General features: G+C 53.6%; 12 protein-coding genes. 7 read left to right on the forward strand and 5 right to left on the reverse strand.

The genetic code is table 11. The features are described 5' to 3' along the window. Window positions 1-193 (forward strand): hypothetical protein (locus tag BN348_RS14145; RefSeq protein WP_040198343.1); only part of this gene is annotated, 193 nt, incomplete at its 5' end. 431 nt (window positions 194-624) lie between these two features. On the opposite strand, the gene BN348_RS12350 is transcribed toward BN348_RS14145, so the two are convergent. Continuing rightward, window positions 625-4572, reverse strand: coding sequence for a glycoside hydrolase family 3 C-terminal domain-containing protein (locus BN348_RS12350; protein ID WP_040198344.1), 3948 nt, complete (start codon window positions 4570-4572; stop codon window positions 625-627). Between the two features lie 376 nt (window positions 4573-4948). Between BN348_RS12350 and BN348_RS12355 the strand changes: the two genes are divergently transcribed. The 5 genes from BN348_RS12355 (at window position 4949) to BN348_RS13980 (ending at window position 11044) form a co-directional block, all read left to right on the forward strand. Then, window positions 4949-5665, forward strand: a complete 717-nt coding sequence (locus tag BN348_RS12355) for a LytR/AlgR family response regulator transcription factor (RefSeq protein WP_040198345.1) — start codon at window positions 4949-4951, stop codon at window positions 5663-5665. Then, the gene (locus BN348_RS12360; RefSeq protein WP_040198346.1) at window positions 5662-6960 is read left to right on the forward strand and encodes a GHKL domain-containing protein; all 1299 of its coding nucleotides are present in this window, start codon (window positions 5662-5664) and stop codon (window positions 6958-6960) included. The genes BN348_RS12355 and BN348_RS12360 overlap by 4 nt, the downstream gene beginning before the upstream one ends. Window positions 6961-8659: 1699 nt before the next feature. Further along, complete coding sequence (locus tag BN348_RS12370; protein ID WP_040198348.1) at window positions 8660-9157, forward strand: pyridoxamine 5'-phosphate oxidase family protein; 498 nt, start codon at window positions 8660-8662, stop codon at window positions 9155-9157. Beyond that, entirely contained in the window at window positions 9158-9847 is a 690-nt protein-coding gene (locus tag BN348_RS12375; protein WP_040198350.1) for an ATP-binding protein, read from the forward strand. Window positions 9848-10810: 963 nt separating this feature from the next. After that, window positions 10811-11044: a hypothetical protein gene (locus BN348_RS13980; RefSeq protein ID WP_156136519.1), complete on the forward strand. Its 234-nt coding sequence runs from the start codon at window positions 10811-10813 to the stop codon at window positions 11042-11044. Between the two features lie 736 nt (window positions 11045-11780). Here BN348_RS13980 and BN348_RS12385 read toward each other — a convergent pair. The 3 genes from BN348_RS12385 to BN348_RS12400 form a co-directional block, all read right to left on the reverse strand. Further along, the gene (locus BN348_RS12385) at window positions 11781-13829 is read right to left on the reverse strand and encodes an InlB B-repeat-containing protein (RefSeq protein ID WP_040198354.1); all 2049 of its coding nucleotides are present in this window, start codon (window positions 13827-13829) and stop codon (window positions 11781-11783) included. Between the two features lie 3082 nt (window positions 13830-16911). Beyond that, window positions 16912-17649 (reverse strand): LytR/AlgR family response regulator transcription factor, encoded by a 738-nt coding sequence (locus BN348_RS12395; protein WP_040198356.1) that lies wholly within the window; start codon window positions 17647-17649, stop codon window positions 16912-16914. A 375-nt stretch (window positions 17650-18024) separates the two neighbouring features. Next, window positions 18025-19005, reverse strand: a complete 981-nt coding sequence (locus BN348_RS12400; RefSeq protein ID WP_197068357.1) for a delta-lactam-biosynthetic de-N-acetylase — start codon at window positions 19003-19005, stop codon at window positions 18025-18027. A gap of 286 nt (window positions 19006-19291) precedes the next feature. Between BN348_RS12400 and eno the strand changes: the two genes are divergently transcribed. Next, window positions 19292-20581, forward strand: coding sequence for a phosphopyruvate hydratase (eno, locus tag BN348_RS12405; RefSeq protein ID WP_040198358.1), 1290 nt, complete (start codon window positions 19292-19294; stop codon window positions 20579-20581). 548 nt (window positions 20582-21129) lie between these two features. On the opposite strand, the gene BN348_RS12410 is transcribed toward eno, so the two are convergent. Beyond that, entirely contained in the window at window positions 21130-22404 is a 1275-nt protein-coding gene (locus BN348_RS12410; protein ID WP_040198360.1) for a DUF1015 domain-containing protein, read from the reverse strand. Window positions 22405-22611: the final 207 nt, after the last annotated feature.

Genomic DNA, 22611 nt, shown 5'->3' on the forward strand with positions numbered 1-22611 from the left:
TGGTTACTTCTTTGCCGGCCAAAGAAGTAACCAAGAAAGGCCGTTCAAGGGGCCAGCTGCGCTGGTGTACGCGCTACGCGACACTGAAATAAAAAAAGAGCCTATGACGAACACACCACAACTATGCAGCAGAAAAAGCGGCGTAGCCGAGTGCCCCACTGCAGGTGGTGGCCCCCTTGAAAATCCCCTCTGATATTCCGTTATCTGCTACGGCCGTCTGCGGGCGGCGTTTCGTTTTTGGCAAGGTGGTTGGGCGCAGCTAGCAGCGGACGTTTTTCCTGTTGCGGGCGGCTTTTCTTGTACCCCGATACCTTGGCTGGTTCATAAGCTTATATGGAGCACTAATGAATACAAAGTAATCCTCCAAAAAGTATTTTATTGACAAGAACTACAGGAATTCAAGTTGCTGTAGTCAGGTATTTCGGACAATCCCTTTGTTCATTTATAACCGCTGGTACCTTTCGAATAATGATATCATCTTCCAACCACAATCGGACAGGCCCCCGACTTTCGTCGGGGGCCTGCCTGTTGATGCGAAAGAGGCAGACAGGCCTTCTGCAAAGCCGGTCTGCCCTTTCGCTGTCAAAAGATTTCAAGACGCGGGGTCTTTATCGAGATCATTCCTTATTGTTTCTTTTTCCTGCCGATGGTCAGCACTGCGAGCGCGCTGAGTCCGGCAAGGCTGAACGCCAGAGCGATCGGGGTCGCGTCGCCCGTGTAGACGTTCTTCTTTTTGCCGTTCGATGCGCTGGCTGTGGAGGTCGTCTGATCCTTCGCACCCGCTACATCGGAGGCCGGTTTCGAGTTGGAGGAGGTGTCCGTATCACTCTTGGAGCTGTCATCCTGTTTCGGATCCTCGGTCTTGCTGCTGTCGTCATCCTTTTTGGAATCGTCGGCCTTCTCCACAAGTCCGTCCATGCCGTCCTGGATGCCGTCCGCCGCGCTGTCCACGATCGCCTGATCGTCCTCGCTCGGATCGGATGCCAGTACCGTCTCGGCATTCTGGATGGCCGTCTTTAGCGCCATGACCGATGCGTCGGTGTACAGCGCGAAGTTGACAGCCTTGGCCTGTTTCAGCAGTGCGTCCAGATTGGAAGTGTTCGCTTTCAGCCGAAGCGCCAGGATCGCATCGACCAGGGCGTCGGCCGTGTCGTCGATGGTCTTCTGGTCGATGAATTTGTCCTCGTAGACCTTCTGTGCCTCGGCCAGCGCATCCTTGAATGCCTGCTTGCCGGCCTCGACATAGTTGTCAAGGTTGTAGGTGCCGGCCGCGGTGATCGCTTCGAGCAGCAAGGTCTTGTCGCCGTAGCGGATATCGAGTCCGTGGATCCATTTGACCAGCGTGGTCCAGGCCTTTTCAGTCTCTGGCTGGGTCGATCTCTTGTTGTCGCGGACCGCGACCGCTTCTTCCAGAGCCGCTTCGAAGCCCGCTCTGACATCCGCATCTACAAATATATAATCATCCTTCGCCATCTGCTCTTCCGCATAAGCGATGACCTTATTCAGGGTCGTCTTGTCGGTATCCGGGAGCAGCGCTTCGTCGATGACGTCGATGGTGGTACTCCAGGTCAGGTTGTCGGAGGAGGAACCGACCATGATTTCACGTTCTCCGTCCGCGATGACCCATTTGTCCTTGGTGCCGTCTTCACGTTCGATCAAATCAAGCTCGCTGTCCCAGTACTGCAGCATGCGCTCCTCGATGTGCATGGTGACAACCTTGCTTTCGCCCGGTTTCAGGTCTTCCACGCGTCCGAATGCGCAGAGCTGTTTCTCAGCCTGCTGGACATACTGAGGCACGCTGGCCGCTTTGCCCAGATAGACCTGTACGATTTCGGAGCCGGTGACGTCGCCGGTGTTCGTGACCTTGACGGATACGTCGAAGCCGATGTCGCCGGTGCGCTTGACGGAATAGTCGGAATATGCAAAGGTGGTGTAGGAAAGGCCGAAGCCGAACGGATACTGCGGTTCGATGCCCTCATCGTCATACCAGCGGTAGCCGAAGTTGAGGCCCTCAGTGTACTTGGCTGTGAAGCCGTCCGCGGTCGGGTTCTTCTGGTCGCCGCCGCGCTCGATGCAGGTCTCCTCATCGATGGTCAGCAGCGTGTCTTCCGATTTCTTCGGGAAGGTCATGGTCAGCTTGCCGGATGGGTTGACCTTGCCGGTCAGGATATTGGCAAGCGCGGTGCCGCCCGCCTGTCCCGGATAGTACGGTACAATCAGCGCGTCGGTGTCGTCCAGCCAGTCGCCTTCGAAGGAGAAGCCGGTGCGGCCGAAGACCACGAGCACAAATTTGTTTCCATGGTCCTTTGCGGCCTTCTGGACATCCTTGATCTGGCTGATCTCGTCCAGGGACAGGTCGTAATCGGTCACAGAGACCGGGCCGTGTCCGGTTGCGCCGGTGCGGGTGAACATGACGACGGTGTCGTTCTGGGCCGCTGCCGTCAATGCGTTCTGATAGTTGTCCGTCACGTCGGATGGGGTGATCCAGGTAAATTTGAGTCCCTGATCACGGTACGGGCTGGTCGCGTTCGCGGTGACAACCACCTTGTACAGCTGATCTTTCTTGAGTGTGACCTTGGTGGCGCCGTAGTTGAGTCCGTCGTTGGTGTAGAAATCCCAGGATACGCCGTCGGAGGCCGATGCGCTCTTGACCGCGCCGTCCACGGTGATCTTCGCGGTTCCCTTGCCTCCGTTGGACTGCATGACCAGGGTGTATTCGCCGTCTTGAGGCGCTTTCAGGTAGCCCTTCCAGGTGTAGGCGTCGCCGTCTTCAAACGCGGTGCCGTTCTCGTTGTTCTGGAAGCTGCGGTGCCCGGTTGTGAAATCGATGGTGCTGTCCACGGTGCAGAAGGAGCCGGTCTCAAAGCCTTCCATATCGACCGGTTTTTTCTCTGTGCTGCCGCCCTGACCGCCCGGTCCGCCCGGGAATCCGCCGCCGGAGGTGTTGTCCTCGGCCAAGATGCCGTAGGTTCTGACAAGTCCCTGTTTGGTTCCGGCTTCGTCCTGATAGAGGTAATCCGCAGGGATCACGGTTCCGTGCACATCCTGCATGACTTCCGCTGTGATGTTCGCATTCTCCCCCGCGATCTCTTTGATCGCTTCAAACGGGGTCTTCATATATTCCAGTACGCCGAAGGAACGTTCGCCGCCGGTGCCGCCGACCAGATTGGTCGCGCCGTAGCCGATGAGTGCGACGGAGTTGTCCCCGGTGTAGTCGTCTTTTGTGAGCGGAAGGGTCTCATTCTCATTCTTGAGCATGACGATGCCCTTCTCCGCAATTTCCTGTGCCACTTCGTTGGATTCATCCAGCATGCCGTTTTTACGGTCTTCGGCATAGGTGCGCTCAAATTTGATGGGATCCTTGTCCGGCGTTCCCTTGGTCGGGTCTTCCTTGGCAAGTCCGGTCTCTTCGTCCAGCTCAACCAGATTCAGATAGCCGGAGTAGCCCAGCGCATACAGGGAATGCTCGACCGCGCGGTCGACTGTAACCATATCGACGGTTCCGGCCGACATGGATTTCAGGACATCGCTTCTGACGGAGGAGAAGTTGCTCTGGCTGATATCGGTGCCGAGTGCCATGGAGAACTCCTGGTTTGCGCCCCAGTCCGGAACCATGGCGCCTCTCCAATCCCACATGTTCCGCAGGATGTTAATCTGCAGTTCCTTGTTGGAGGAGACATAGAAGCCGTTCAGCCGGTTGTAGGTGCCCATGATCGAGTTGACGTTTGCTTCCTTGGCCGCCGATTCAAACGGGTACAGGTAGGCGGTGTGGAGCGTCTGTTCGTCGACCTCAACCCACAGCAGGGTGTCGCCGTCGGTGCTGTACGCGCCGATATGCTTCGCCATCGGGATGCCGCCGGTAGAATGGATGCCGTTTGTTTGGGCGACCGACAGCTTCGAGGTCAGCAGGTAGTCCTCTCCAAAGGAGTCCTTCGCGCGTGCCCAGAACGGGGTGCGGGCCATGTCGTACTGGACACCCAGCTGCCAGCCGGAACCGATCGATACCTGCTCGCGTCCCAGAAGCGCGCCATACTGCGCGACCATATCCTCGCTCCAGGAGTTGGACGCGAGCAGCTGCATCGGCGGGTTGGTGGTTTCAACATACGCGTCTCCGCTGGTGCTGATGCCCGCGGGGCCGTCATGCAGCCTGCTTTCCGGAATGCCCAGACGTGGGATGCCGGTCATATAGCCGACGCCGTTGCGGTTCTCGGGGTCGCTGTTCATGGAAATCATGTAGATCTTTTCGTCGAAGGTCATCACCTTCATGAGTCCATCGATGATCGGTTTGAGCTCCTCATCGCTGCGCGCTTTGATCAGCTCTTTCGGGTAGCTGTCCGGATAGGTCGTGGAGCTTGTCGGCAGGGCGGTCTCTACGATCAGGGATTCGTCCGCCTCGTAGTCATTCAGGTATTCCCTTCCAAAGACGGTGCCTTTTCCGGTTCCACCCATCGCGATGACCTGGTCGGTGTAGTCGTCGGCCTGTCCTTCATTCAGCGCCAGCGTGGCCGCCGGCCCGACCGCCAGCGTCGCGGCCAGAACGATTGATAGGATTCGTTTGCTCTTACTGTTCATTTCTTTACTTGCCTCCTAAGTCTTTTTTTCAAGCTTTTCCGCTGATACATCACAAATACCCGGTTCGGAAGCCGCCCTTACAGGCTTTTGCCGTCCCCGCGCCACGGGCGTCTTCACGGTCCGTTCTCTTTGTCATCACAAGTATATCAACCTTCCGTTACATTGTCCTAAAATATTCGCCAAATGCTTGAATTTGTCGCGAACTGTATGTCTTTGTTCACAACACTCCACAGTTTGTTCATGATAATCCCCTGTGCCGGCCTGATCATTTGTTGCAAATGATAACAGCTTGCGTTATAATAGAAACAATTCAGAAAACGAATCACCGTATGGATTATCCAGCCGGCCTTCCGGCTTTTCCAAAGGAGGAAACAGCATGGTTTATCGACTGGCCGTCTGCGACGACCTGCCCGGAACCCTGTCCTTTCTGTCCTGCGCAATTGAAAAATCCTTTGCGCGCCATAAACAGCTGGCAATCATTGACACCTACCAGAGCTCCACGGAGCTTTGGCGCGCGGTGCTGCACGGCAAGCAGTACGACGCCTACTTCCTGGACATCGATATCCCGGAGCTTGGCGGCATCGAGCTGGGGGAAAAGCTGCAGAAGCACCACGACACGCCGCGTGCGCTGATCTACATCTCCAACCGAGAAGACCGTGTATTTGAAACCTTCCGGACAAGCCCGCTGCGCTTCGTGCGCAAGCGCAACTTCGCCGACGAGGTGGACGACGCGGTGCGCGCCGTTCTGGACTTCCTCTCCCGGTCTGTCAGGGAGGGGGTCGTCAGCGTCGACACCGACGCGGGACTCATCTCCCTCAGGCTGCAGAACATCCTGTATGTGGAGAGCTTCAACAAGGTCCAGCAGATCGTCACCACCGCAGGATCCCACCGGACCGCATCGACGATGGAGGCACTCGAGCAGCAGCTTTCCGAAAAGGGATTCATCCGCACCCACCGGGGCTATCTTGTCAACTGCCGGCACATCTACCGCATCGAGCAGGACTGCGTGCTGCTTGACCAGGGGGAACAGGTCCCGATGAGCCGGCTGCGCCGTCAGGAGGTCAAATCCGCTTTTCAGAGGTGGATTCAATGAACACGGTTTTACAGATCATCTCGATGAGCAGCGACTACTTTGCAACGGTCTTTCTGCTCTTTGTGCTCTATATGCTCTATCCGGCCAAGCGCTTTATCAAGCATCCGTGGGCACTGTATGAGATTGTCAGCGCGCTGGCGGTGATGCTGCTGTTCGTGTCGAATGTGCTGGAGATCAACAGCTTTTACGCCAACACGCTGCTGTTCCCGGTCGTGGGGCTTGCGTATGTGCTGGCGTTTCTGGATGACAACCCGTTCTGTATGAGCGCGGTGGTGCTGCTGTTCTTCTCCGCCCAGCTGCAGCTGACCACCGTCTTCAGCAACCTGTGCAGCTTCTTCTTCCCGGATGTGTTTTGGCTGAGCATAATCAGCAGCCGGGTTCTGCCGCGGCTGTGCCTGATCCCGCTGTACTTCTTCGTCAAGCGGTTCCGCGTCCCGGGCAAGGAGCGCATCCCGCTCCCCTACTGGCTGGCCATCGCGGTCACGTCGCTCGCGAGCGCGCTCTGCCTGATGGTCTTTCTGCCGGGCCGCGTTGAAGGGGAAGGCATTGAAATCCTGCTGGCAACCTTCGCCGCCTGCTTCTTTATCACAAACATCCTGATCTACTTCCTGTTTTACCGTGTAACGCGTGATTACCGCGAGCGCATGGAACGGCAGGCCATGGACCAGCGGCTGGCGCTGAACCGGCAGCATGCCGACGAGGTGCAGAGCCTATACCAGAACCTGCGTGAAATCCGCCACGACCTGCTCAACCACATCACGGTTATGGACGGGATGATCCGGCAGCAGCAATACGGCGAGCTGGATGCCTATTTCCAGACGCTGCGCAAAAACAACCAGTCGATTGAACAGTTTATCGACTGCGGGCATGTCTCGGTCAACGCGCTGATCAATCCCAAGCTGTCCTATGCCAAAGGGCTTGGCATCCGGATTTCGGTCGAGGCCGCGCTGCCGCCTCGGGTCCAGATTGCGGAAACCGATCTGTGCACGGTGCTGGCCAATCTGCTGGACAACGCCATCGAGGCCTGCGGCGGACTGCCGGAACCGGCGATTTCCCTGCGAATGCGTCCCGAACGCTCCTATCTGTCGATCATTGTGCGCAATACAGCCGCCGCGGATGCGCTGAGCGGCAATCCCTCTCTGCAGACCACCAAGCCGGATAAGCAGTATCACGGCATGGGCCTTAACATTGTGCGTTCGGTCGCCGGTAAATACGACGGCGCCGTCTCGTTTGAGGTCATCGACGGCTTCTTCACCGCCAAGGTTCTCCTGCTGGACCAGGCCCCATCCCGCTGACAGAAACCGGTTTTCGATACGGACGGGCATATGTTCTGCTGCAGGCGGTTCAGACACTATCCCGCTGACAGCCGGGGTTCCAGTATGAGCGGTCATATTTTTTCCGCAGGCTGGATCGGAACCGGCTCCGTTGACAAGGGCAGATTTCCAGTGTGGATGGACATATGCTCTGTTGCAGGCTTGATAAGACGTCATCCCGCTGGACAAAGCAATCAAGGTGCTTTTATCATAAATAACAGGAAAAAAACCTGAATCACAGATTTACTGGTGTGTTCCCATAGAAGCACATCAAACACATTTTACAACGATCAAAGCCCCGGCGAATCGGTTCGCCGGGGCTTTTCTGTGCTTCCCGCATCACCTGGCGGATATGGAACGCAGGAAACCGGCGGGGAGCACTGTCCCTGCCGGTTTCCGTTTATGTGTTATGAAAAAGAAAGAAGGAAAACAAAACTTTCGTTGTACGCTTATGCCTGCTGGAATCACCGAAAACCGGATCGGTCTCTCATACAAACCCGATGTATGGCGGCCGCCTTACAAATTCGTGCATAAAAGAACGGCCGGGTTTTCTAAAACCTTTCAACTTGACTTCTTTACGCTTTTACGATCCTGGATGCATGGGTTGAGCACTGGATTGCTTCAAATAGCGTTAAAATCGTTTTTTGCGCAGTTCTCATTATAGCAGTTCTTTTTTACGTGTCAATGCCCAAAGCGCAAGTGGCAGGCAACTCGGCGTGAATGGTAACAAACAGGGCTTCTCCGGGGCAATTCCGCTTCCTTTACCCCGCTCCCCTGATCATCCGCAGGCTGATGCGGTGTACCCTAAAATCACATCCCCCTACCATTATAAAAAGCATATCCACATATATCGCTGGAAATGCGGACAGGAAACAGGCACAGATTGGTTTTTTTCTGCTATACTGATCCTATAAGCAGATGATTTGAACATTGAAATACAGGAGAACATCATGAAAAATCTCATCCTCAATTCCCAATGGCCCCGGGGCCATCCGGAAGCCCCCGGCTTTTTTCCAGTACCGGTCCCATCACGTTTGATAACTTTTCTTTGGAAGGCAGCTGAACCTGCAGCATCACCATGCCGGCCGGCACAGCCAGGGCCAGGCTGACCTATGATCCCCTGATACCCGTTTTAAACCGAAGAGCGTTGAACTTCAGCTATAAAATCCGGACCATCGACGCACACAGCATTGTTATGGTTGCAGATTTCTTTGATACGGCGGAAAAACCAATCGAAGCGTCCCGTATATCCATTACAAAACGCGTAACATCTGAATTTACCCGTCAGAGCGTCCGGTTCCAGATACCGCGCCGCGCCAAAACCGTCCGGCTCTCCATAGAGTTCGGCGGTAAAATCACAGCCTGTACCTTCTGTGCACCCGAAGCATCCCTTGTATAGAACCGCAGTGCTTTTTTGCTATGGGCCTTCTTTGAAAACAGATGACCGAATGGTATCCGGCCTGCTGCCGGTTTCTCGAACCCGATGAAATGTACCGTCAGGTTTATAACGCTGAATCCATATGTCGTTGAAAACAGGTCCCTCCCACGGCTGACCCGTCGGAGGGACTTTCTTTATTTTTCAGATAGGGTGTATTTTTTGAAAAATTTGTTGTAAAAGCAACGGACATTCCACAATGATTCTGTTAAAATGAAGGCATCCCAGAAAGGAGGCTGCCAGTCAATGAGAAGGATCGACCGGGAAATGGACGCGGCATTCGCATACTCCGTCGCCGACAAGTGCGAATATGCCGTGCTCGGCATGACATTGCCGGATATGACGCCTTACTGCATCCCGCTGACCATCGTTCGCGAAGGCGGGCTGATCTACTTTCACAGCGCGATGCAGGGACAAAAAACAGATGCGCTCAAAAAGCGCCCGCAGGTTTGTCTGACCTGTGTCGGAAGCACACGGATAGTACAGGAGAAATTCACGACGGAATACGAATCGGCTCTGCTTTTCGGCCGGGCCGAAGAGGTATTGGACAGGGATGAAAAAATCCACGCCCTGCGTCTGCTGTGCAAACGGCATACGCCGGACAGCCTGGATACCTTCGACGAGGCCATCCGGCGCAGCCTGCACCGGACAGCCGTCTGGAAAATTCATATCGAGCAGGTCACCGGAAAACGAAAACAATATGATCAAAATGGCATGGAAATGAAATGCAGGAGGATGAAATAAATGATTCGTAAAATCATAAGAATTGATGAGGATGCTTGTATTGGCTGCGGCCTGTGCGCCGACGCCTGCCATGAAGGGGCCATCGGCATGGTCGACGGCAAAGCGAAGCTTCTGCGGGACGATTACTGCGACGGCCTTGGGGACTGCCTGCCGGTCTGTCCAGCCGGCGCCATCACGTTTGAGGAACGGGAAGCGGCCGCCTATGACGAAGCCGCGGTCAAATCGAAGCAGCAGACGGACAAGCTTCCCTGCGGCTGCCCGGGCAGCCACGCGAAACGCATCGACCGGGCGCAGGAAGAGGATCAGCAGGCGCTCAGCGCCGACACCTCCAGCCGGCTGTCCCAGTGGCCTGTCCAGATCAAGCTGGTACCAGTTAACGCGCCTTACTTTGACAAAGCCCATCTGCTGATCGCCGCAGACTGTACCGCCTTTGCCTGCGGAGACTTTCATAGCCGCTTTTTAAAAAACCGCATTGCGGTCATCGGATGCCCCAAGCTGGACGGCACCGACTACACAGATAAGCTCGCTGAGATTCTGCGAAACAACGACATGCAAAGCGTCACCGTCCTGCGTATGGAGGTTCCCTGCTGCGGCGGAATCGAGAACGCCGCCCGCCGCGCGCTGGAGCAAAGCGGAAAAGATTTGCCGCTGCAGGTTCACACGCTGTCGGTTGACGGCAGAATCCTGTAGGGCTGAATGCCATCCTGAAAAAAGAAGGGCATGCCGGAGCCGATGTTCTGAAGGACATCCAACCCACAGAAAAAACGCCGGGGGAACCGCTCCACGCGGATTTTCCGGAACGGATGCTGCCGGCATCGCGCTTCCAAGCGCATCCTGGAATTCTCCGCCCCTCTGTACCAGCTTTATCGGCGCTGCCGATGTTTTTTGAAAAAGCCATAAGCCCATGAAGGAAGCCGGCTGTCGTAAGCAACCGGCTTCTTTCTGTTTTGTGGATACCCCGGTAAAAAGCGCATGGAAAAACGGGCGCAAAGACAACCGCTGATGCCAGGCGGAGCCATCTGTCCAAGACACATCCCGTATGGTTGCGCGATACGCCCCTTGCTTTTGGAAAAGGCTTCTACGTCCTGTCCGCCGTCACAGCAATCGGTATGGGCTTATAAAAAAGCACGGCAGGGAGACCGCATTAATTCCCATCAAACGGAAAGCGTCCGGAACACGCATCGGTTCCGGACGCTTTCCGCTTTGTACCATTCAACCGTTTGCACTTTTAAGTAAGGAAACTGTCCCCTTACGGGTGTGTATTGTAAGGCGGTGGGCTGTAGCCCGGTGTTTTCTGAGTGTCACAATGCGAAAAATGCGAACCTTCTTTCTTTGTGCGTGAAAAAGCGTTCAGTTGCAAAAGATTGCGCCGTTCGCCTCCTTTTCAGGCGGCGCGGAACACGTTTCCCTCTCTATGCCGCAAGGATTGCCGCGGATTCTGCTGCGGAGCCTTCCGGCATTGCGACATTCGAAAGGGCTTGGAAATCCCAATCGCAGGCTTGACCCGCGCTGTTCCATCCTTCTGTTTAATGGACACGGTCTCTTTACAGCAAAAACCAGCACGAGATGGAAGTCTTGCCCAATCTCATGCTGGTCCTTATCGTTTTTCCTATATCTGCTGACGCGGCCTGCGAAAACAAAAGCGGTCCGCCTATGGAACAGACCGCACCTGCACTGCGCCAAAATCCACGCGGAGGTATCCCGCCAAGAGAACGCGGCTGTATTCATGCCATCACTGCATCCCGCTTTTCAGCCAAGCCTTTCGTATGCCTTAAGAAACTGCAAATATTTAGCTTGACAACGATATTGGTTACATTTGACCGCACCATATCCATGCAAGGCCAAAGGAAATCCCCCTTTTCCCTGCCGAAAAAAGATAACCCATAGCAGCAAATTTGATTCAGATAAATGACAAAACCGAACCCATCACAGGCCATGCCCATGATGGGTTCGGTTTATATAAGCTTGGTGCCGCTGTAGGGAGTTGAACTCACTAAAAGCGGTCTTATTACCTGTTTTTCTTCCAAGTTTTGGCGCATATTTTAACATGCCAGGCTCGACGTGCTGTAAAAACTCAGTATTTACGCCACTTTTCTGGATCCATGCAAAAAAGAATTTTCTACAAAGTGCTGTTATACCATTCGTCCATATACCGCAATAAGAGGAGTTGGTACAATAAAACTGCTGTACGGCATTACGGTGGCCATGGTAACCACGATCACGCGAGAAAACCGGATGGACTATGCGATAATGGGACGGCCGAGTTCCTGATCCAAAAGGGCGTGAGCTACCTGTACGCCTGCGGTACGGACGACGAGATGTTCCACCTGACGACAGCGGAACGGATGGGGCTGGCTGGTCAAGACGGCGGCAGGCCGGGAGACTGTATACATGCACTTCGGTGCCATGACACGGAGGAACCATGACGCTCATGCGCCATGCGGAATCCATCGGCGCGGAAGCAGTGGGTGTGATGACGTCAGCCTGCTTTCCGGTGAACGACCGGGAGATGGAGCATTACCTGACGGTATCCCAGAGCCTCAGCGATATCTGGGGGCCGCTGCAGACAAAATCCGCAGCGGTTCTCCTTTGCACTTTAATTTCGCCCACTCGCTGTCATTTGTCAGTCAGATTCTCTTTGGCAGATATAACAGGGCTTAGGCGGCGGCAGCCGTCTCCACTGGGCGTAGAGACAGACGTCCCCCATCACAGGGCCAATGGTCTGCCCCGGGCAAAACGTCTGTCCCCTTCCGCATGGATCGGTATTCCAGCCGGTAAAACAGTAGCAGGGCCGGCAGGGAGAGCAGCAGGAAATCCGGGTGCACTGATCAGCCGGGATCCGCTCGGGACATGGAATGCAGCAGGCAGGCGGTCCACCGGCGTCGTTGCCGCAGTAAGTCAGTGTATAGCAGGGGGACGGCAGGGGGTTCCACTGGGCGTACAGGTCCATATCCGCCCGCACATCAAGGATAGTGTCACCGGGCTGATAGGTGATTCCCATACCGGAGGGATCGGTATTCCAGCCGGTGAATGCAAAACCCTCTCGGGTGGGGATCGTGCTAGAGAGCGTGACGCTTTGCCCATCCAGCACTATGACTGGGCCGGGAATATCTTGGGCAGGCGGGCCGCCCGTATCGTTGCCGTAATAGGTCAGCGTGTGCATGAGGGGCGGTATCGTTTCCCACTGGGCGTACAGGTCGGCGTCAGAAAAAATAGGGCCAAACGTCTCGCCGGGCTGATAGGACGTTCCACTCCCGTCGGGCCGGGTGTTCCAGCCGGTAAAGAGATAGCTCTCCCGGGTGGGGATCGCGTCCGGCAGAGCGATGATCTGGCCTTCCGGTACCTGTTGGGGAAGGGGGATCCACTGGGCGGGCGGGCCGCCCGTATCGTTGCCGTAATAGGTCAGCGTGTGCATGAGGGGCGGTATCGTTTCCCACTGGGCGTACAGGTCGGCGTCAGAAAAAATAGGGCCAAACGTCTCGCCGGGCTGATAGGACGTTCCACTCCCGTCGGGCCGGGTGTTCCAGCCGGTAAAGAGATAGCCCTCCCGGGTGGGGATCGCGTCCGGCAGAGCGATAATCTGGCCTTCCGGTACCTGCTGGGGAAGGGGAATCCACTGGGCGGGCGGGCCGCCCTCGTCGTTGCCGTAATAGGTCAGCGTGTGCATGAGGGGAGGCAGCGCAGCCCACTGGGCATAGAGTGTGAGGTCCGCATAGAGTGGGCCTACCGTCTGCCCCGGCTGGTAGACCGCGCCGGAGCCGTCCGGCTGGCTGTTCCAATTCAGAAAGCGGTAGCCGGTTCGTGTGGGGATCGCGGCGGACAGGGAGACCGTCTCGCCCTCCGGGACCTCCTGCTGTTCCGGAAGCCCTTCCACGGATAGACCATTTGGTTCGTAGGTGATGAGGTGGATCGTGGGCGGCACTGCCTTCCACTGGGCATACAGCGCTAAATCCGCCGTGACGTAGATGGTATCGCCGGGCTGATACGCCGTGCCGCCGCCGTAGGGGTCGGTATTCCATCCGGTGAACTCATAGCCCTCACGGGTAGGCAATTCTTCGGACAGGGGTGCACCTTCCCCCACCGGCACCCGTTGGGGCGGGGGGACATTTTCAGCCGGGGGCCCACCCTCGTCGTTGCCGGAGTAGAAGACCGTATATCCCACCTCCTGCCGGGGATACAGCGTCCTGCCACCTGTACGGCCCAAAGGGATTTCGGTCACCTCGGTCCCATCGCCGTTGCCTGCTACGTTGTCGCGGACCACGGCGTCTCCCCTCATGATGATGTTGATGGGGCTGGTTTCGCCGTTGCAGCTGACACCGCCCCCCTGAACCATCCGATTGTTTTGCAGCACCGCTCCGGTGTCCAGGATCAGCGTGCCGGTGGGCACCCCGATCAGCGAACCGGTATTAGAAGAACCGGAGTGGGTCTCCTTGGCCCCATCCAATATGATGTTTGCCAGGGTCAGTGAACCGCGATTTTCGATAAAGAACAATGAACCATTATGGCCGTCGGCCTCGGTCAGTGTATAAGGGCCGCCCGCTCCACTTGAAATCGTGGCGGAATAGGTGATTCTCTGCGCGGTATCTATCTTAAAATCGGCGGTTACTTCTATTTCAGCTTCCTGAGCCGCGATTGCGGCCTGAAGCTCCGTCTGGGTCGATACTTGTGTCATAAAAAAATTCACAACCTTTCTGCCTTACCATTCTATGCGGCGCGGTGAATCAACGCGAAAGGTTTTATAATAGGATTTGCCGGTAACAGCTTCCCATCTTCTTTGTATCGGTGTAGTTTAGTCTGGACCTTCCAATGTTTTGCTCTGGAAACAAAAAAACGCAAAGGGCACCCACCTTGGGCCACTTTGCGCTCTGCCTTTTTAACATAGCTGTCATGCTTGACAGGGATTGGTGGTTCGACTCCTGCCGGAATGACTTGGCAGTGGTAAAAATTTAATAGGAACCCACCAGCTAAGCTGGTGATTCTACATATGCGGGCAAAGCCCTATGATACTGGCAGCGTCTCAAGACGCATATTACGAACGACGCTCGCAAAGGTTCATATCCGGTAGACAATTGCAGACGGGCAGACTTTTTATATTAGTTAGCGCGGTTCACGTCCTAATGTCAGTCACTGTCACATCTCCCTAACGTATACTTTTGCTATAGCCGTTTTTATTTTGCATAATTGCTCTCGCTTTGCCTATTTTAAGTCTCTGCTTTTTCTACTCACCGCTAAAGCTTTTTCGGAACCCCCGGCATAGCCGGGGGTTTTCGCTTACAAGAATTGAGACCCTCAACTTTTCATAGTTGAGGGTCTCGCAAGGCTTGAAAACACTGGCTTTTTGAGCCATATATCTTTTTTGCCTTGTACTTTTGGTGCCGCTGACCGGACTTGAACCGGTACGTTGTTGCCAACGAGGGATTTTCATGCTACTCTCAGTTGCCTGAGCCATCGGATGATGTTGTAGTCTGGACTATACCTTCACCCTGCTGAACAGGTCAGTTTAGGCGGCTGCCATCTAGTCTCTACACCTTTCTTCCCGATTGGGAAGACTTGGCTCGGTATTGTCCCGTAAAAAGGAGTTCCACCGAATTTGACAGCATTCACACGGAAGTTTCCTGACCGTGTGCTCAAATTATTTTAAGTCCCTTGTGTCTGCCGATTCCACCACAGCGGCATATCAAATTCATCTCTTCATAAATAATGGAATGACGCCCTCGTTTACATCAGACAATTCCCAAACCGCAGAAATATGAATGCGTACCACCTGCATGCCTGCAGCGCAACGAGCGTTTCCTTCTTTATAAACGACAAAAATACCGGCCAAAATCGACCGCTTATATATGATAGCATACCAACTTTAAAAAGTCAACACCTTTCCCGCCGCATGAAATTCAACAGCAGGCGACAGAAAGAAAAAGAACTGCAACAATCCAAGCAAATTACGCCCCTTGCTTGTGGATGGTCCCTTGCTACCATCCGCGATTGTTACAGCTCTTTCAAAAGAAGGTTTGAGAATGAAAAAAGATTACTATCTATCCGCCAAAACGTCTTCCGTTTTGGCTTTTTCATTATAAACTTTATATATGATCAAAATATGATATCTTTATGAAACATTCCACTTTTTTATCTTTTTATCCGTACAGAAACGAATTCTATTCTTTTGTTCCGAATACCTCTTCGTGTATGCGGAAAAAGACTGTGGTGTGTATGATTTCCCTTTTCATATGCGGTGGCTGCATGATGGCGGGTTCCTGTTGACACGATGTCCCCTGCCCATCACATTTGCGCAAAAAAAGCCCGGCGGGCGGCTCTGGAGGATAGGCTCCACTCAGGCGGTTTCCCCGCCCTGCCGCGCACCGGTTAAAAAGAGAAAAGAGGATAAAAAATGAAAAAAGACTTTGGCTTCGAAGCTTCCTTTGCTTCGTTGACTTTATTATATCCCTTCCGCATGTGCGCTTTATGATATCTTTATGATGTTTCGGCAAAACTTCCCATTGCCTTCCCATCACATTTCCGCAAAAAAAAGCCCGGCGGGCGGCTCTGGAGGATAGGCTCCACTCAGGCGGTTCGTCCGCCCTGCCGCGCACCGGTTAAAAAGAGAAAAGAGGATGAAAAAAATGAAAAAAGACTTTGGCTTCGAAGCTTCCTTTGCTTCGTTGACTTTATTATATTCCTTCCGCATGTGCGCTTTATGATATCTTTATGATGTTCCGGCAAAACTTCCCGTTGCCTTCCCATCACATTTCCGCAAAAAAAAGCCCGGCGGGCGGCTTTGGAGGATAGGCTCCACTCAGGCGGTTTCCCCGCCCTGCCGCGCACCGGTTAAAAAAAGAGAAAAGAGGATGAAAAAATGAAAAAAACAATTTGGCACCGAAGCTTCCTTCGCTTCGTTACTTATATCATACCCGATCAATATGATATTATTATGATCTTTTTATGTGGAACAGTTAAAAGCATTATGACATTTTTTTAACAAGCAAACGAAAAAAGGACGATAACCACAGCGTACAGCGTTGGGCAGACTGTACAGCCGAATCCTGATGGATTTCAAGTTATCGTCCTCTTTCCAAGAAGGTTAGAAGAATGAAAAAAGATTATCTATGTAGAACGAAACACTGGTTGGTTTCGATGGCTTTATTATATCGGTTCATTATGATAGGCATATGATAAGCACAAGTGAATCTGATGATTTTTATTATCACACAACCCACAAAAAAATGAACAAAAGAAATGGCAACCGATCTGACAGCCTTTCCGCTCTGCTGCCTGGATGCCCCTTGCTAACATCCAATCGGTTGCCACTTCTCCATAAAAGAAGGTTAAAGAATGAAAAAAGACTCTATCTATCTTTTTATCGAAACCCCTATCCGTTTCGACATCTGTATGATACCATTCCAATTTGATACGCCTATGATTCAAACCTGACGGTTACGCGAATCCTATGTGTTTGTTGTGTGGACAAACCCGCGTAAAAAATATGAGGACTACGGCAGAAGCGGCAAGCTTTGCAGCCTGCTTCCCGGACATGTCCAGGTCCTGCTGTAATCCTCTTCAAAAGAAAGTTCGGAGAAACAATGCGACTATGTTCTGTTCTTGCGAAACAATGGTCGGTTTCGACTCTTTTATTGTAAAAAATCTGTATGTTCTGGGTATTAGGGTTTCGTTAAGAATCTGAATTTCCTCTGTGTATTTTTATTGAAACTGCATGCGGTTCCCATCCAGGGCCCCGCAACAGCCTTTATATACCAGTCTGTTTAAAGCAATGCACACTCTCCCAGGCATTCAATAAACCTCCGATAACCGGATTTGATGCCGGCCGCGCCGTTTGCCTTAATGGGTATCTGCTGTCCGTTCTGCATAAGAAAGGTGTTTCCGACAATCCCCTTCACATATATCATGTTGATCAGCCAGCTCTTGTGGCAGCGCAGGAAATATCTTTCCGGCAGATTCTGTCCCATCACATCGAGCTTCTCATACTTTTGCAGGATGCCTGCGCTCCTGGTATGGATATGCAGAACGCGCAGGTTGCTTTCTATGTACAGAATGTCCATCACAGGCAGCCGGTAGATACCGCCCACCGTTTTGAGCACCACCATTTCATGTACCGGCTGCTGTATTTCCGCAACCGCGCTCTGCAGGCTTTGGTATAGACGCTCGGGCCGCACCGGTTTGATCAGGTAGTCGTACACATGATATTGAAACGCTTCCACAGCTTTTTTTGCATCATGGGACAGATAAATAACCCGGCAGGCACGGTCAAAGTCCTGTATCCTGTTGATTGCCATCACCCTGGCCTCTGCAGCAAGCTTCACGGTGATGAAAACAATGTCGAAAAGATGGCGTTTACTCTGATACCGCTCGATGATATCCTCTCCGCTTTCGAACAGTTCCACCTCCGCACACAGGCTTTCCTGTGTGATGTAACGTTCCACCAGCTTTTTTAAAGAGTCTGCATCCGCTCCATTGGAATCACAGACTGCAATCCGTATCATATAGAAACCCCTTTCTGTCCGTTCTAAGTTGTCGAATGATGGATAACGTTTTGAATGAGAACACAATAATTACATGAAATTCCATAATAATTACATTCCCGCCAAATCCCTGCGTATTATGATATAATGAATTCAATTCCATGAACAATTATGATCAATCCATTGATCTCTACACGATTTGTTAAGGCATTCTCTATGTCTGTCAGATTGTTTTCCCTTCTAATATTTACACACAACAGCGACCGCCGCCTTCCCACACACGGGCGGCGGTCATCCACTCCCATTCAATTGACGCAGACCTAGTTTATGTAAGTAACCGCTATTGTAATATAGCGGTTATTTTTATTTTCGTCATATTTTCGGGCTGTCGGCGGCCTACAGGTCAAACTTTGCCGGTGTAAAGCCCTGCTTGCGCAGCTCGTCAATTGCTCTGCCGAGCACCTCGGCATTGTCCGCGGACACGGCATGCAGCAGGTAGATCGCACCGTCGTGCGCATTCTCGGTGATCAGCTTAAAGGCTTCATCCGATCCCACCGGGTTGTCGACATCCCAATCCTTATAGGCATAGCTCCAGAACAGCGACTTATAGCCGCATTCCTTTACCATGGCGAGCGTCTGTTCGCTGAACTCGCCGCATGGGAAACGGAACAGCTTCATGTCATAGTTGAAGTTTGTCTTCATGTAGTCGTGCAGCTTCATCAAATCGGCCTTGGCCTCTTCGACCGATACATCCGGATAGGAAACGTGGGAATAGCTGTGGTTTCCCACAATATGTCCCTCTGCGATCATCCGTTTAACGAGGTCGGCGTTCCGGTCAACATAATCGTAGGTGACAAAAAATACGGCCGAAACCTTCTTTTCCTTCAATGTATCCAGGATCTTCGCGGTGTATCCGTTTTCATACCCCTCGTCAAAGGTGAGATAGATGTTTTTGTTGGCGTTCGGAGAGATGAAGAACGCATCATACTTTCCATATTTATTCTGAAAGTCCAGCGATCCGATCGGCTGGTTCAGCTCATTTTTGTTGCGTCCCTGTCCCCAACCCTGTTTGGTTGAGGACAGATCTGCCATGTTGCCGACCGCTTCGTTGGCTCTGGCTGCGTTCGAATCTTTGTTCGGATTCAGCTCGTCCAGACCGGATTCAATTTTGGAACCCGCTTCTGAAATACCCGATTCCACCTTCGATCCGGCTTCCGAAAGACCGCTTTCCAGCTCGTCTCCTAAATTGGAGCCGTTGGAATCAGAGGCAGCGGAATTGCCGGAACCATTCGATGTCGACGGATTCTTGTCGTCGGTGCATCCGCACAGCAGAAACATCATGACAAGTGTCATGGCTAAAACTTTGAAAGTCTTCACTCTTTCACACTTCCTTTCTGTTTGCATGTGGCCGTCCCGCTTCCATCCTGGCAACCCGCTAAGTCTCCTTAACAAATATTACAATCTGGATGCGGCATGTTTTGTGCTATAAAACCACAGCTGTTGTCACATACTATAGTGTATCAAAAAAAGCGCTGTTTACTACAGTTCCAGCAGATTTTCGCTTTTCAATGTTTTCCAACGCTGCCGCACCGGCGTGCTGCCGGCGCTTCGAAGGATTTGATACGCTGTGTATATAGAAAGAAAGCAAAAGGAGGAAAGATCCATGCATCATTACAGCAATAAAATTGTGGACATCAAGGCCCGCGAGATCATCGATTCGCGCGGCAATCCCACCGTCGAAGCCGAGGTCTATCTCGCCTGCGGCGTGATGGGCCGCGCCGCCGTTCCATCCGGCGCATCGACCGGAGAATATGAAGCGCATGAGCTGCGCGACGGGGATAAAAGCCGTTTTGGCGGCAAGGGCGTCAGCCAGGCCGTCGAAAACATCAACCGCATCATCAAGCCGGCACTCTGCGAAATGGACGGCATCGACCAGCTTTCCATAGACCGCCGCATGAACCGGCTGGACGATACGCCGAACAAGAAAAACCTCGGCGCAAACGCGGTGCTCGCCGTTTCGCTTGCCACCGCCAAAGCTGCCGCGAAGGCGGTCCGCCTGCCGCTCTACCGCTATGTCGGCGGCGTGACGGCGCATCTGCTGCCGGTTCCAATGATGAACATCCTGAACGGCGGCGCGCATGCGAAGAACAACATCGATATCCAGGAATTCATGATCATGCCGGTCGGCGCCAAGAGCTTTAAGGAAGCGCTGCGCTGGTGCTGTGAGATATTCCACACGCTGGGCGGCCTGCTTGCCAAGGAAGGTCTGTCCACTTCGGTCGGCGACGAGGGCGGCTACGCGCCGAACCTGCCGAGCGACGAAATGGCCATCGACTACATCTTAAACGCAGCCGAACAGGCCGGCTATATCCCCGGCAAGGATATCAAGATCGCCATCGACGCCGCGAGCAGCGAATGGTATCAGAACGGAAGCTATGTCCTGCCTAAGAAGAATATCACCATGACGCCCGACGAGCTGACCGCCTATTGGCAGAAGCTCTGCTCGAAATACCCAATCATCTCGATTGAGGACGGCGCCTCTGAAAACGACTGGGACACCTGGGTCAAGCTCACACAGCTGCTCGGCGACAGGGTGCAGCTGGTCGGTGACGACCTGTTTGTCACAAACGCAAACCGCCTGGCGACCGGCATCGAAAAGGGCGCGGGCAACTCTATCCTGGTCAAGGTCAACCAGATCGGCTCGCTGAGCGAAACGCTGGAGGCCGTCAATCTGGCGCAGGCCAACCATATGACCACCGTCATGTCCCACCGCAGCGGAGAGACCGAGGATACGACCATTGCCGATCTGGCGGTCGCTGTCGGCGCAACGCAGATCAAGACCGGCGCGCCGTCGAGAACCGACCGCGTCGCCAAGTACAACCGTCTGCTGCGCATCGAGGAAGAACTCGGCTGCAGCGCAAAATACGCCGGCGAGCACGCTTTCTATCTCTAATGCCCAATGCTGCGACGCGAAATTGCGCAATCGCTATAGTTTTCCCATGAAATCGGCGTTCATGCTTCAAGCAGCCGCGCCATAGCCCCGCATGACGATGTGTTTGAACAACGTATCACACAAGCTGGTTACCGATGCGCGATATCCTCATGTAACAATAAAAACCGCGCCCGATCCCTGTCTGCGTTGATCGAACGGATTCGGCCAAATTTAGAAAATCTTTTAAAACTTAAAACGGTATGTCGGACGCACCGACGGGGCCGCAGGTCTGCGGCCCCGTTTTTTTGCAGCTTTAGCGTTACAAAACCACTGGCTCTGCCGGTGAGAATAAAAAGCTTTGACTTTCAGGATAGAGGGAAACGAATGACAACGATCATTTCGCTCAAAGTGAGAAGCTATGGAAATTTATAACCACTTCAGCAGCTGCCGTGCGTGTGATACAAATGACGGTTATTCAGTGTTTCTTAAAAGGCCGGCCGGTATGATGCCCTTCCAGGGATGGTGCATGCCACCAGTTCAACTGGTGGGTTTGCTTCATATACATAAATTTAATCCGTAATTTTTCTGCATTCGAGATAGTACCGCTTGTCCGGTGCATGGCCCATCGAAAAGGTTTTGCGCGGCAGAACGCCGTCCAGCACGACCGTTTCAAACAGCTGGGACTTCTGCATGCCCGGCAGCAGGAAGCCGATGGTCTGCGGCTTTTTGCAAAGCGTTTCGACGACATCCTCGCCATGGATATAATCGCAGCTTCCGCCATGCGCCTTCGTATAGGCGTCGATGAAATTCTGCAGGCTGCCGACCGGCAGGTTGGAGGACGGGTTCTGAATCCAGATGCTGTATTTTTTCCCGTTCTCGACGACCTCGATGCGCTGTCCGTCGCAGCGCTCGTCGGAAACGCGGTAATAGCCGCGCATGGCCTCCATCATCTTTTCGGCGTCGACATCGAAGACCACGCGGTGAATCGGCTCGAACTCCAGCGCGTCGTCATGGACGTTGACCACCTCGACGAGCGCGTAGCGGGCCGGATGGTTCTCCCACTGCTCCTTCGGCATGGTCTTTTTGAGCTGCTCGAAGCACTCCTTCGCGGTTGCCAGCGAATGGTTGCCGTCGCCGACCGCAAACAGCAGCACGCCCTTGTCCTGTACGCCGTATTTTTGATCGAAGGCATCCTGATCCGCCAGTTTCTCAAGGCTCTGGAACACCGCCCGCTTTGCGCCTTCGTCCAGACGATAGCCGCGGATGTGCCCGCCGCCCATCATCATATCAAAATCGTAGACCTTTCCGAACTGTTCCCTCTTCGAGGCCAGCGAGCCGATAACAGCGTCCTCTTCATCGTCGATCAGCAGCATGATGTGCGGCAGCTCGAGCGGCGCATGCCTGCGGATTTTGACGCGCGGCGGGATACGTTCGAGAACGGTGCCCTCCGTCGCGCGGATCAAGGACTGCGAGCCCGGCAGGTAGTTGTACGCTTCAAGGTCCACCGCGCCCATCAGGCCATGACGGATTTTCCCGTCCGGCAACGTGCGCTCCACATAGATCAGGCTGTCCGCAAGCAGTTCAAAGGTATCGTCCGCAAGATAACGCTGCATATTGCCGTTGATTCCATCGATCATCCGTTCGGTATCCGTCTCTTCCAGAAGGTAGGCCTCCGGAAGGATCATGTGATAGGTGGAACGGCTGCCGCCGACGTTTTCCTTCACCTCCTGCCAGTATTCCGGCTGGGAGGTGAACTGGTCGCATGCCACGACACTCCATTTTTCCATGTCGGCCGGCTGCTTCGGAAGCAGGATGTCCGCCGCTTCAAACGCGATATTCTTCATACCTTGTCATCCTTTCTCATTCAGAACAAGCCGTGCGGGATTCGCGGTTCGCGCGGCTTTGTAAGGGACCCCGCGCCCTGACCGGCCGGGGAATATGATAGATCTTCAGTAAGAAACGCCCAATCCGCCGGAATCCGGCCGTCAACAGGGCGCTATGTATCGGTCTTATTTTAATATGTCATGCCGGTTTTTGCAAGTAAATTCTTT

Source organism: Candidatus Soleaferrea massiliensis AP7 (genome assembly GCF_000820765.1).
GTDB classification, from domain to species: Bacteria; Bacillota; Clostridia; order Oscillospirales; family Ruminococcaceae; genus Soleaferrea; species Soleaferrea massiliensis.

What these genes read in the sequence shown, in the direction of transcription:
- BN348_RS12350 (WP_040198344.1), bottom strand. Translation starts at nt 4,572, where the DNA reads ATGAACAGTAAGAGCAAACGAATCCTATCAATCGTTCTGGCCGCGACG.
- BN348_RS12410 (WP_040198360.1), bottom strand. Translation starts at nt 22,404, where the DNA reads ATGAAGAATATCGCGTTTGAAGCGGCGGACATCCTGCTTCCGAAGCAG.
- BN348_RS12385 (WP_040198354.1), bottom strand. Translation starts at nt 13,829, where the DNA reads ATGACACAAGTATCGACCCAGACGGAGCTTCAGGCCGCAATCGCGGCT.
- BN348_RS12395 (WP_040198356.1), bottom strand. Translation starts at nt 17,649, where the DNA reads ATGATACGGATTGCAGTCTGTGATTCCAATGGAGCGGATGCAGACTCT.
- BN348_RS12360 (WP_040198346.1), top strand. Translation starts at nt 5,662, where the DNA reads ATGAACACGGTTTTACAGATCATCTCGATGAGCAGCGACTACTTTGCA.
- BN348_RS12355 (WP_040198345.1), top strand. Translation starts at nt 4,949, where the DNA reads ATGGTTTATCGACTGGCCGTCTGCGACGACCTGCCCGGAACCCTGTCC.
- eno (WP_040198358.1), top strand. Translation starts at nt 19,292, where the DNA reads ATGCATCATTACAGCAATAAAATTGTGGACATCAAGGCCCGCGAGATC.
- BN348_RS12370 (WP_040198348.1), top strand. Translation starts at nt 8,660, where the DNA reads ATGAGAAGGATCGACCGGGAAATGGACGCGGCATTCGCATACTCCGTC.
- BN348_RS13980 (WP_156136519.1), top strand. Translation starts at nt 10,811, where the DNA reads ATGGAACAGACCGCACCTGCACTGCGCCAAAATCCACGCGGAGGTATC.
- BN348_RS12375 (WP_040198350.1), top strand. Translation starts at nt 9,158, where the DNA reads ATGATTCGTAAAATCATAAGAATTGATGAGGATGCTTGTATTGGCTGC.